The sequence below is a fragment of the Parabacteroides chinchillae genome (assembly GCF_900108035.1).
Classification (GTDB): domain Bacteria; phylum Bacteroidota; class Bacteroidia; order Bacteroidales; family Tannerellaceae; genus Parabacteroides; species Parabacteroides chinchillae.
In genome coordinates this window covers 108,582-121,078 of record NZ_FNVS01000001.1, presented here as the reverse complement: position 1 = coordinate 121,078, position 12,497 = coordinate 108,582, and the positions used below count along the sequence as shown (strand labels likewise).

Annotated in this window: 9 protein-coding genes; 6 read left to right on the top strand and 3 right to left on the bottom strand. The window is 38.2% G+C overall.

From position 1 onward, the window contains the following. Positions 1–75: 75 nt before the first annotated feature. Positions 76–756 carry a queuosine precursor transporter gene (locus C4S38_RS00465; RefSeq protein WP_099465447.1) on the bottom strand — a complete coding sequence of 227 codons (681 nt, stop codon included), beginning with the start codon at positions 754–756 and terminating at the stop codon, positions 76–78. A gap of 500 nt (positions 757–1,256) precedes the next feature. Between C4S38_RS00465 and C4S38_RS00455 the strand changes: the two genes are divergently transcribed. Next, positions 1,257–2,498 carry a PLP-dependent transferase gene (locus tag C4S38_RS00455; RefSeq protein ID WP_103982084.1) on the top strand — a complete coding sequence of 414 codons (1,242 nt, stop codon included), beginning with the start codon at positions 1,257–1,259 and terminating at the stop codon, positions 2,496–2,498. Then, positions 2,495–3,145, top strand: coding sequence for a response regulator transcription factor (locus tag C4S38_RS00450; RefSeq protein ID WP_103982083.1), 651 nt, complete (start codon positions 2,495–2,497; stop codon positions 3,143–3,145). Before C4S38_RS00455 ends, C4S38_RS00450 begins: the two co-directional genes overlap by 4 nt. On the opposite strand, the gene C4S38_RS00445 is transcribed toward C4S38_RS00450, so the two are convergent. Both C4S38_RS00445 and cysK read right to left on the bottom strand, forming a co-directional pair. After that, complete coding sequence (locus tag C4S38_RS00445) at positions 3,136–3,573, bottom strand: hypothetical protein (RefSeq protein WP_103982082.1); 438 nt, start codon at positions 3,571–3,573, stop codon at positions 3,136–3,138. The two genes, C4S38_RS00450 and C4S38_RS00445, sit on opposite strands and share 10 nt — an antisense overlap. A 351-nt stretch (positions 3,574–3,924) precedes the next feature. Continuing rightward, the gene (gene cysK, locus C4S38_RS00440; RefSeq protein WP_103982081.1) at positions 3,925–4,872 is read right to left on the bottom strand and encodes a cysteine synthase A; all 948 of its coding nucleotides are present in this window, start codon (positions 4,870–4,872) and stop codon (positions 3,925–3,927) included. Positions 4,873–5,301: 429 nt separating this feature from the next. Between cysK and C4S38_RS00435 the strand changes: the two genes are divergently transcribed. From C4S38_RS00435 to C4S38_RS00420, 4 genes are all read left to right on the top strand, one after another. Continuing rightward, positions 5,302–5,847: an RNA polymerase sigma-70 factor gene (locus tag C4S38_RS00435; protein ID WP_103982080.1), complete on the top strand. Its 546-nt coding sequence runs from the start codon at positions 5,302–5,304 to the stop codon at positions 5,845–5,847. A gap of 127 nt (positions 5,848–5,974) precedes the next feature. Further along, positions 5,975–6,943, top strand: coding sequence for a FecR family protein (locus C4S38_RS00430; protein ID WP_103982079.1), 969 nt, complete (start codon positions 5,975–5,977; stop codon positions 6,941–6,943). Between the two features lie 224 nt (positions 6,944–7,167). Continuing rightward, positions 7,168–10,548, top strand: coding sequence for a TonB-dependent receptor (locus C4S38_RS00425; RefSeq protein ID WP_234999257.1), 3,381 nt, complete (start codon positions 7,168–7,170; stop codon positions 10,546–10,548). A gap of 15 nt (positions 10,549–10,563) precedes the next feature. After that, on the top strand, positions 10,564–12,492 hold the full coding sequence (locus C4S38_RS00420; RefSeq protein WP_103982077.1) for a RagB/SusD family nutrient uptake outer membrane protein: 1,929 nt from the start codon (positions 10,564–10,566) through the stop codon (positions 12,490–12,492). The last annotated feature ends 5 nt before the right edge of the window (positions 12,493–12,497 follow it).

Below are 12,497 nucleotides of genomic sequence, written 5' to 3'. Positions count from 1 at the left end.
GAAGAAAGCGGTTCCAATGGGCTTTGAAGTTGCCAATTGGAATGAAAAAACTGAGAACATTGATTTTGAAGGGAATTAAATATCCTTTACCCTCAATATATTGTACGAAGTCCCTACATCGTACACATCATTCCCGTCTACCTTCTTGATGTATTTTACTACTCGGATGGTGACGGGAAGTATTATTACTTCATATAATGATTTTAGTACTGCTTGTGTAGCAATCATTATTAACAGCTCACTTGTAGGAATTAAACCTCCGAAAGCAATAGGAAAGAAAATAAGTGAATCAGCACTTTCGCCGGCTAGTGTGGAAACTATTGCGCGTAGAGAAAAATGCTTCCCTTGTGAAGCAATTTTCATTTTGCTCATTACATAAGCATTTAAAAAGGAACCGATAAGGAAAGCAATCAAACTTGCTATTGCAATGCGAGGTGCCATTCCAAATACAAAATTGAATCCTTCTTCTCCTTCCCAAAAAGGTGCAGCGGGAAGCATTACGGCAAGTTGTGCAAGTCCGATCACCAGAAAATTGGAAGCAAACCCGCTCCAGATAATCAAACGTGCTTTTTTGAATCCCCAAACTTCTGCAATACAATCATTAATAATATAGGATATTGGGAAAACGATTAATCCTGCCGTAGCAGTAATACCTGCTACCTGTACGACTTTTGTTTCTAAAAGGTTGGACGCTACAAGGCAAATATTGAATAAGATACCTAGCAGCATGAATGATATTGTAACTGTTTTTTGCATCTCTCTTGTTTTTAACGAGGTTAATCAAGCACTCGGGATTGCAAAGATAGGCATTTTTTTAGAAATGGTGGGAATATGTAATACCTATTGCATGTTTGTAATTGTTTAATTTATAATCGCTTCCGGTAGAGAAACGTATTCGATCAGTATTCATTCGACCGTTATAACCGGTATTGTTAAATATTTCTGCGTATGCAAATGGAGAAAAGTTGTTTTTGAAATAGGCAGATAAATAATAATAGAAAGATGTTTTTATGTAAAAATCGTGTCATGAAGCAGCGTTTGTCATTTCTCTGATTAGTTGGCCCGCAAATATAATGAATATCAAATGGAATCATGATAGGCTAATCAGAATAAATTCAAAATATATGTGTTTATTAAAATGTAAAATTAAAATATTGGTTTGATTAAGATTAAAATGATGGTTATTTATTTTTCTGTAATGTAAATGATTGATATTTTTGCAGAAACAAGAGTAAAAAAGCGATAAAATTAGATTCATGGAAGATTTTAGCTTTGAAGCACGAGTGCTTCATACTCCATATCAGAAACCTGATATCTATGGAGCATTGTCAATGCCGGTTTATAATACGGCAGCTTATGAATTTGAGACGGCGGAAGCAATGGAAGCTGCTTTCTGTGGACATACGACAGACCACGCTTATTCCCGAATAACAAATCCTACGGTCCAATACTTTGAAGATCGCGTACGTGCAATTACTAATGCAGTGAGTGTTACAGCTTTGAATTCAGGAATGGCGGCAATTACAAATACTCTGATAGCGCTTACTCATGCAGGAGGAAATATTGTAACTTCTCCTCATTTGTTTGGCAATACGTTTTCATTGATGAAAAACACATTGGCTGCGTTTGGTGTAGAAACGCGGTTTTGTGATCTGACGAATGAAGAAGAGGTTCGTGATAATGTTGATTTGAATACCTGTGCAATCTTTCTTGAAGTAATTACCAATCCTCAATTGGAAGTGGCCGATCTCCGGATGCTTTCTTTTATAGGTAAAGAATTTAGAATACCTCTGATTGCTGATACTACAGTTGTCCCATTTTCTGTATTTCATGCTTCAGATTTTGGTGTGGACATAGAAATAATATCTAGTACAAAATATATTTCAGGCGGGGCAACTAGTATTGGAGGATTGATTATTGATTATGGAACTGCAGACTGGAGCCATTCCATACCGTTGAAACATTGGTATGAACAGTTTGGAAGCAATGCTTTTACAGCACGTATGCGTAAAGAAATTCATCGGAATCTGGGTGCATATATGACTCCTCAGGTAGCTTACATGCAGACTTTGGGGCTCGAAACGATGCAGGTTCGTTTTAACCATCAGGCTTCAACTTGCCTGGAACTGGCAAAATGCCTTCAGAAGTTGGCAGGGATAGAATCTGTAAATTATACAGGACTGGAAAATAATCCGTTTTACACTATAAGTACAACGCAGTTCGGTATTTATCCGGGAGCGATGTTAACGTTTGATTTGGCTTCTCGTGAAGTATGTTTTGCTTTTATGAATAAGCTTAAATTAATACGTCGTGCAACTAATTTGTTTGATAATAAAACACTGGCAATTCATCCGGCAAGTACTATATACGGGGGATTTACCGAAGAGCAACGGAAAGCGATGGATATAAGTCAGCAAACCATACGTTTGTCGGTTGGCTTGGAATCGATAGACGATTTGTATAATGATATCAGGCAAGCTCTGGATTCTGTTAAATGAAAACAATAATTTTAGCGGATAATCAAGATATTACCCGTGCCGGTATTTTATATATATGTGAGAGGATACCTGGCATAGATTCCATATTGGAAGCGGAAGACAATAAGCAACTATTGCGTTTGCTGTCTATATATCCGGATGCCGTTATTGTTTTGGATTATACCTTGTTTGATTTGGCAGGTGTGGATGAACTTATTATTTTACAGACCCGTTTTAATCATTCCCACTGGTTGTTATTTAGTGATGAATTGAGTGAAGAATTTATTCGTAAGATCCTTTTTAGTACTGAAACCGCCAGCATAGTAATGAAGGATGCTGCGTTAGACGAGATTCAAAAAGCTATTCATTCAGCATTAACTTCTCAGCGTTTTATAAGCGATCGTATTTCTGGTTCGTCAGTAAGCAAGCTCCCCGCTAAAGAGTTGGGAGAACGTCCAATTTTAACTGTAACAGAAAAAGAAATACTGAAATTAATAGCATCAGGTAAAACGACAAAAGAGATTGCTGCAGAACGTTTTTCCAGTGTTCATACTGTAACTACTCACCGTAAAAATATTTTCCGGAAACTCGAAATCAATAACGTTCATGAAGCAACTAAATATGCTTTGCGTGCCGGAATAATAGATTCTGCCGAATATTATATTTGATTAGATTTCTTCTTTGCTCTATATCCTTGTATGATAAATAATATTCCTGTAATGATTAATGCGGAAGATAGTCCTGTATAAAATACGGAAATAAAAGAATTGGGAAGAAGTTGTAATTTCCGGATTGTTATACCGAAAGTAATCATAAATGCCATGATTATCCATCCTTTGATATCAAAGAAGGAAAAGGGACAATTCTTCTTTTCTTTTTTCAATGCTATGCGGTCACGGTGTTTATAAAATAGTTTTTTGAATACAAGATAGAAAAATAGCAAAAACACAATGATAGCTTCACATACTTTAAATAACGGGTTTTGTGCATCATCTATCCAGGTCAAAATACCAATTCGTAAAATATTTGTCCCTGCAATGATCCATACAAATCCTGCTATAAATAATAAAGTCCGTTTATGTACACCGTATTTCATTTACCGTTTGTTTCCTGCAAATATAAAAATTAGTATGAAACTACTTCTCCTTTTTCATTCATAAAAACTCTGGTTTTTTGCCCTTCTTGTGTTGTGGTATATGTAGAAAATCATCCTACTTTCTCAAGCCGGATGATTCCTATAGAATGATAATAAAAGGTTTGCCTTTTGATTTACTATAAATATAATTGCAAAATTGATGCCATGCCTTTCTGGATTTGATTAAAAATATAATATCCTGTCTATTAAGTAGGTATGAGGGTTGTTGTCTGTGTGAAGTATAAGTTTGTGGTGTAGAAGTTGTGGAAAGGTGTGTAATATTTCCACAACTTCTGCAATGTGCTATTATTTTTATAAAGGATATTCGTCAAAAGCGTATAGCACTGTAGACAAATACCTTTCTCCCGTATCAGGTAATAACGTTACAATTGTTTTTCCCGAATTTTCGGGAAGCTGGGCTAACTGTAATGCGGCATATACCGCAGCTCCGGATGAAATACCTACTAATAGTCCTTCTTGTTGAGATAATTCTCTACTTGTACGAATAGCATCATTGTTGTCAACTTGTATGATTTGATCTACAACGTCCGGATTATAAATCTTAGGTATAAAACCGGCGCCTATACCTTGTATCTTATGAGGTCCGGGTTTCCCACCGGAAAGAACAGGAGAGTCGCTAGGTTCTACTGCTACGATACGAATGTTTGGATTATGCTTTTTTAGTCCTGTTCCGACTCCACTGATTGTTCCTCCTGTGCCTACTCCTGCAACAAAAATATCAACTTTGCCGTCTGTATCGCGCCAGATTTCTTCTGCGGTAGTCTGTGTATGCTTCGCCGGATTTGCCGGATTTTCAAACTGCTGTAAAATAATAGAGTCCGGATTTTCTTTATGTAGTTCTTCCGCTTTGGCAATAGCTCCTTTCATGCCTTCAGAACCTGGTGTTAAAACCAGGTTTGCCCCAAGAGCTTTTAAAAGATTACGTCGTTCAAGGCTCATGGTTTCAGGCATTGTCAGGATTAGTTTATATCCTTTTGAGGCAGATACAAATGCTAATCCAACTCCCGTGTTTCCACTTGTTGGCTCTATTATTGTGGCTCCGGGCTTTAGGAGTCCTTTCGTTTCTGCGTCTTCAATCATTGCTAATGCTACACGGTCTTTTACGCTACCGGCTGGGTTGAAATATTCCAGTTTCCCAATCAATTTTGCTTTTGCTCCTTTTTTTGCATTGAAACTTGATAACTCCAGGAGAGGAGTGTTGCCGATTAAATCTGTCAGCTGTTTTGCTATTTTTGCCATATTCTGAAAAATTAGTTGTTCATATTTTTATATAACAAAGGTAGATATGTCTTTTCATATAGTAAATACCATAAACAGGGTATATTGCCGGAAAATAAAAAATAATTTATCCCGATGATTTTTGAAAAACGTCCCGATGATTTTACAAAATCATCAAGGGGATTTGTTAAGGGAATAAAGATCGAATTTAGTATAAATATATTGTCATTTTTTATTAAACGACAAAAAATGCTATCTTTGACGAAAATTAATTAACGCGAATGCCATTAATGGCATATATGTTTGTATCGTAACGATACAAACAATGTGTCTATATATGTATTTGTGAATGGAATGAACAAATGGGCACGACCGTATTTGGGAAATGTTTTTTATTTGTTTCCGATTATTTGATATTGAAGTTGCCAACAACTAAATTGTAATAGCAGAATGGATGAAAAAGAACTCATATTGCTAGTCAGACAAGGTAATCAAAGTGCATTCACTACCTTATATAAAAATTATTGGCGTCAGGTTTATAATTTTTGCCGTTTATATCTGATCGATAAAAATGCAATAGAGGAAGTTGTTCAGGAAGTATTTGTCAAGGTCTGGGAGTCTCGAGATTTTATCCGTGAAGATGATAATTTCAAAGGGCTTCTTTTTATAATTACCAGAAATCTTGTGTTCAATCAGCATCGTAAAAATGTAAATGAAGACTTCTATAAAATGACGATTCTTGCTGCAATGGAAGACTCATATAATATGGAAGAGGAGATAGATGCCCGAAATCTGTCCGAATATATAGATCAACTGATAGCCGAATTACCTCCGCGTCGAAAAGAAATATTTAATCTTAGCCGGAAAGAACATTTGAGTTATAAAGAAATAGCCCAACAGCTCAATTTGTCTGAAAAGACAGTGGAACATCAAATAAGCGAAGCACTGAAATATCTGAAACAAAATGTATATATGTTATCTCTTTTTCTTTTTTGATCCATTCGGGGGGGAATTATTATTTCATTCGGAAGAAAGTAAAATTTCATTCGGATGATTTTTTTTTATCTATGGATGGGGGTAGTATTAGTTTGGTGTGTATTTATATATAGATTGACTAAAATTAATGAATAGCGACAAGAAAGACATATTAAAGAAATTAATGCATGAATCTTTGAATAAGGAAGAAGAAACTGCATTGATTAATAGACCTGAAATTTCAGGAAAAATGCTTTGCCAGTGGGATTCTTATGATGGCGCTAGATTTTCGGAAGAAGATGGGAGTCGCATTTGGGGTAATATCCGGAAAAGGATAAATGGTAAAATCAGTAAGCAAGTTGTGTTCTATAAAGTATATAGTTTGGTAGCATCAGTGGTATTAGTTTTAGGTTTAGGTGGTGCTATTTATTTTGCTGACAGGGAACCCGCTCCATTAATGTTTGTAGCAAGTTCCGGTATAAAGAACTTCGAGCCGGTTTCATTACCGGATGGAACAGAGGTGCAGATGGGCCCTGGCAGTAAAATAGTTTATCCGGAAAAGTTTTCCGGAAAAACCCGGGAGGTTACTTTGGAAGGTCAAGCATTTTTTGATGTGGCAAAGAATCCCGGTAAACCGTTTATAGTTCATACGCCGGATATGAAAGTAACAGCATTGGGTACCGCTTTTGAAGTGTTTAGCTATAAACATGAAAATAAGCATGAAATTATTCTGCTGAACGGAAAAGTGAAAATCGGGGTTAATAATGAAAAACACCCTAGTAACAAGGAAGTGGAGCTTTTGCCGAATGAGATGTTTGTATATGACAAATGGAATAAAACGGCCAGTGTGCGAACCGTTAACGCCGATAAATATTCGACGTGGAGAAATAACGGCATATTAAGTTTTGAAAATGAAAAGCTGAATATGATAATTCCGCGTTTGGAACAATGGTTCGGTCGAAAAATAATTTGCCAGAAAAATGTTGCAGATAGTTACCGTTTTACATTTAAAGTGAGAGACGAATCGCTCGAACGTATTTTGTATATACTGAGCAAATCGTCTCCGATAAGATACGTCGAAATGAATGGAGATTATAAATTATATTTAGAAAAATAACAAACTATTAGCCTAATTTATTTCTATGTGGGAAAATACATCTTAAGTCTAACAAAAGTTGGAGGATAAACTTGTCATCCTCCAACCAGTGAGTTCTTGATGGCAGGCAAAGGAGTTGAGAGGCCAAAAGCCTGCTAATTATTCACCAATGACATTACAAAGTTATGAAAAAAATCAAAGAACGGGATAATTATGTCCCGGGATTTAGAAAAACAATTCGTATTATGAAAATGACGACATTGTTATCTGTGTTTGTGGCTTGTAGCATCTCTGCATCCTCATATTCACAGAATTACAAAGTATCGTTGAGCAAGCAAAATTGTAGCATTATTGAAGTTTTGAGGGAAATCGAAAAATCAAGTGAATTTACATTTTTCTTCAACGACAACCAGGTAAATGTAAACAAACAAACAAGTGTAAATGTAAAAAACGCATCTTTAGAAGAGGTGTTGGAACAAGTATTGCGTAATACCAATTATAAATACCAGATTATTGATCGCCAAGTGCTGATTAAAACTAAAGAAGCCGAAGCTGTAACAATGTCTAGCCAGCAAAAAAGAATCGTCACTGGTACGGTAAAAGATGCAATGGGTGAGGCGGTTATTGGCGCAAACGTAATGGTAAAAGGTACTACTACCGGTACGGTAACAGATCTGGATGGTAATTTTAGCATTGAAATTCCTGCCGGTGCTGTTCTTTTGGTTTCTTATATCGGATATATGGAGCAAGAAGTTGCAGTAAAAGGAAATCAGCCGGTTACTATTGCTTTACGTGAGGATACACAGAAACTGGATGAAGTGGTAGTTGTAGGTTATGGTACGCAGAAGAAGGTTACATTGACCGGTGCCGTATCTGCGATTAAGAGTGACGATATCGTAACAACCAAGAATGAGAACGCTCAGAACATGCTGACCGGTAAAGTTCCTGGGGTACGTGTTGTACAGAAATCTTCAGAGCCAGGTTCTTTCAACAACTCATTTGATATTCGTGGTATGGGTAATCCATTGATCATTATAGATGGTGTGCCTCGTGATAATATGTCGCGTCTGGATGCAAACGATATTGAATCATTATCAGTATTGAAAGATGCCTCGGCTGCTATTTATGGTGTGCGTGCTGCAAATGGTGTTGTTCTAATCACAACGAAGAAAGGTAAGGAAGGTTCTTTGGAACTTTCTTATGATGGAAATGTAGGATGGCAGAATCCGACAGGTTCGCCAAGGAGTGCAAGCGCTGCGGACTGGATGACATTGAAAAATGAAAAAGCGATGCACCGTTTGGAAGGCGGCATTCTTCCTTACAGCCAAGAAGAGATTGATGCTTATCGCCGTGGAGATAAGGTTGGAACAGATTGGTGGGATGCTTGTATGCGGACATTGGCTCCTCAAACACAGCATACATTAAGTGCTACCGGAGGTAATGAAAAGACAAACTTCTATATCAGTACGGGTTATTTGTATCAGGAATCTTTCCTGAAGAGCAAGAGCTTGGATTATAATCGTTTTAATGTTCGTTCTAACGTAACAAGCAAACTGACGAATCGTTTGACCGTTTCATTAAACATGAGCGGTATCATGGATGAGAAGAGCCAGCCGTATGAAAACTCCGACTGGATTATCCGTGCTTTCCAACGTGCTCCGGCTACGCAGCCTATCTATGCAAATAATAATCCGGAATACTTGCAGAACGGATGGATCGAAGGTGATAACCCTGTTGCTATGATGGATGCCAATCAGGTTGGTTATAAGAAATATAACAACAAATGGTTCCAGACTTCAGCAGAGGCAACCTATGATGTTCCTTATATCGAAGGGTTGAAGGCAAGGGCAATGTTCAGTTATGATTATCAGATTGCAGATAACAAACTATATCAAAAAACATATAATCAATATACGTATGATGAGGCTTCGGATACATATCAGAAGCATGGACGTGTAGGAACAAGCAAGTTCCGCCGTGAACACTATACAAAAGAAGCGTTGCTTTATCAGGTGGCATTGAACTACAGCCGCTTGTTTAACGAAAAGCATAATGTGAACGGTTTGTTATTGTTGGAGGGTAGCCAAAGAAACGGAGATAACTTTTTCGCTCAGCGTGAGTTATCATTGGCTTTAGATCAGCTATTTGCCGGAAACAGTGACAATCAGGAAGGTAATATGAGTACCAACTATGATGTGGACGATCCTTCTAAAAGAGATTTATATAAGGAAGCAAATTTAGGTTTGGTTGGTAAATTCGGATACGATTATGAATCGAAATATCTGGCTGAATTCAGTTTCCGTTATGATGGTTCTTCTAAATTCGGAACAGGTGCACAGTGGGGATTCTTCCCTTCAGCTTCTGTGGGATGGCGTATTTCGGAAGAGGCATTCTGGAAAGATTCCAAACTTTCATTTGTGAACAATGCAAAACTTCGCGCTTCTTATGGAAAGATGGGTGACGACCGTGCATCAAACTATCAGTTTGTAAATGGTTACTTGTATCCGGGCGGAGGCTTTGACGGTCAAGGTGGAGCAGGAACAGTATTTGACGGAACATTTGTTTCGGGTGTTCAGAGCAAAGGTATTACAAACCCGTATATCACTTGGTATATCTCTAAGACATTGAACATAGGTGCTGACGTAGAGATGTGGAATGGTCTTCTGGGTGTTTCGGCCGACTATTTTACACGTGACAGAACCGGATTGCTGGCAAAGAGAGATCTGAGTTTGCCGGGAGTGGTAGGTGCCGAACTTCCGCAAGAAAACTTGAACGGTGACTTTACACATGGTGTTGAAATGGAATTGACCCACCGTAACAGAGTTGGTGAAGTAAACTACAACCTGAAAGGTATTTTCTCATATACTCGTACGCAGACTACTTATCAGGAACGCGGCAGAGCTGGTAACTCGTATGAAAACTGGCGTAATAACGGAAACGACCGTTACAACGATATTAAATGGGGAAAAGGTGATGGCGGACGTTATACATCGTATGACTATATATTGAACAGTCCTATTTATGCAGATAAGAATGTGCTTCCGGGCGACTATATTTATCTAGACTGGGATGGCGACGGACAGATAACAGATCATGACACTCATCCGATAGGTTATACAGGCAAGCCAATGATCAACTTTAGTTTTGCGGCTGGTGCTGAATATAAAGGATTTGACTTGAACCTGTTGTTTCAAGGTGCTGGTATGAGCTACGTTAGATATATCGAGCAGTTGCGCGAACCGATGTGGGGTAATGATTACTCAAATGCATTGGAGTATTTTATGGACAGATGGCATCCAGTCGATCCTACGGCAAATCCATATGCACCGTCTACTATTTGGGTTCCGGGTAAATTTGGTTATACAGGAACTGTAGCGGATGAAAATTCACGCTTTAATTTTTATAATGCAAGTTATCTGCGTTTGAAAAGTGCTGAAATTGGTTATACTTTACCTCAGCAATGGGTTTCTAAAGCAGGAATCAAGAGTGTAAGAATCTACTTGAATGGTTATAACCTTTTCACTATAAAGGGAGTTGAAATCGATCCGGAACATCCGGAAGATAGCTATGGTAATATGTATCCTTTGAACAGAACGTTCTCTGTAGGTGCAAATGTTAAATTTTAATCTCGTTCAAAAGTCATGAAACTTTCAAAATATATATTATTGCTTGCTTTAACGTGTGGCATGCCTTCGTGTCTTGATTTGGATATTCCACCGTTGAATGTTGTACAGGATGATGATGTTTTTGGTACGGAAAATGGAGTAAAGAGTTATCTGGCGCGTTTATACAGCCAGCAGTTTATTGAAGATTTCCGTTATTCGCATACTCGTGGATTCAATAACTCGTTTGCATTCCAATCTACATTTGGTATGACAGGTGAGGCTTTGAACCGTGATATTCATGGAGCGGAAACCGAGTCTAACCAGATATGGAATGATGCTTACAAATTGATCCGTGAAACAAACTATTTCCTGGAAACATTGCCAAAATATGCATCCAACTTCTCTAAAGAACAAGTTGACAACTGGATGGGAGAAGCTTATTTTACGCGTGCTTTCACTTATCATGCCTTGGCAAAACGTTATGGCGGTGTACCAATTGTAAACAGTGTTCTTAAATATCCAGATCAGCCGATAGAAGAGCTGACGGTAAACCGTTCTTCTGAAGAAGCTGTATATGAGCAGATGGAGAAGGATTTTGATGAGGCTTATAAATTGCTTCCGGAAACCAGTCAGAAAGGCCGTGCTAATAAATATGTAGCTGCAGCTTTTAAAGCGAGAGCAATGTTGTTTGCCGGTTCTATTGCAAAATATAATGAGGTAGACAAACGCGACGACAAGGATAATACAATTCGGGTTTGTGGTGTTTCAAGAGAGAAAGCGAAAGAATACTTCAAGAAAAGTTATGACGCCGCTTGTCTGTTGAAAGGTAAATATACATTATATAAAGATGGTTGGAAGGCTGATGATAAGCAGGCTCAATATCAGAACTATGTGGATATGTATTTTGCTGAAAACAGCCGCGAAAATATCTTTATCCGTCAGTATAAATATCCCGAATCGGTACATGGTTATGATGCTTATAACATCCCACGTCAGTTTCGTACAAATGGGTGGACTGCATCAACAAGCCCTACGCTGAGCTTTGTGGAAATGTTTGAAGGATTTCCTAAGAATGCACAAAACAAGATTCAGGTATTCGATGAGAATGGTAAATACAAACTCTATAATACCACAATGGAACTGTTCGAAAATGCAGAACCACGCTTGCGTGCAATCGTGATTTTACCTGGCGACGAGCTGAAAGGCGAACAGGTGGAAATCTGGAGAGGTATTTACACAGGTGAGGTTGCCAATGGTATTTCTCGTTTGCAGTTGTCGGATGAACCTGCCGAAAGATATGAAAATGATCCGCATTGTAAGGATCTTATTATAAGTTCGCAGAGTGCAGAAAACCAGACCGTGCGTGTTTTGCCTAATGGTGAAAAGATGAACGCCAGCGGTCGTAGCGGTTGTTTTTATGACAATGGAGAATGTACGATAGCCGGCTTTGCTGTGCGTAAATGGATTGATCCTTCTATTCCTGCCGCTTTGGTTATGGAAAGACGTTCGGAGCAGGCTTGGCTTGAAATGCGTTATGCCGAAGTGCTGTTAACTCGTGCCGAGGCTGCTGTTGAGTTGGCTGAAGAAGGAGCTGCAGACGCTGACTATATGCAGGACGCTTTTGATTGTATCAATGAAATTCGTGAAAGAGCAGGTGCTACTTTATTGACAAGCAAAGCCGAATTGACAAAGGAAATCGTACGTGTTGAAAGACGTAAGGAATTGAGTTTCGAGAATAAAGTATGGTGGGATATGAGACGTTGGAGAACAGCTCACCGTGAGCAGAACTCTACGCTTTATAGATCGTTGTTTCCATTCTATGCAGAAAAAGCAGGCAAATGGTTCTTTGACGCTCGTCCGGATGATAAGAACAAACGCTTTACATTTGATGAAAGATGGTATTATAATCAGATACCGAATGATGAAATAACAAAAAGCGGACTTACTCAGAATCCAGGTTATTAATCTTA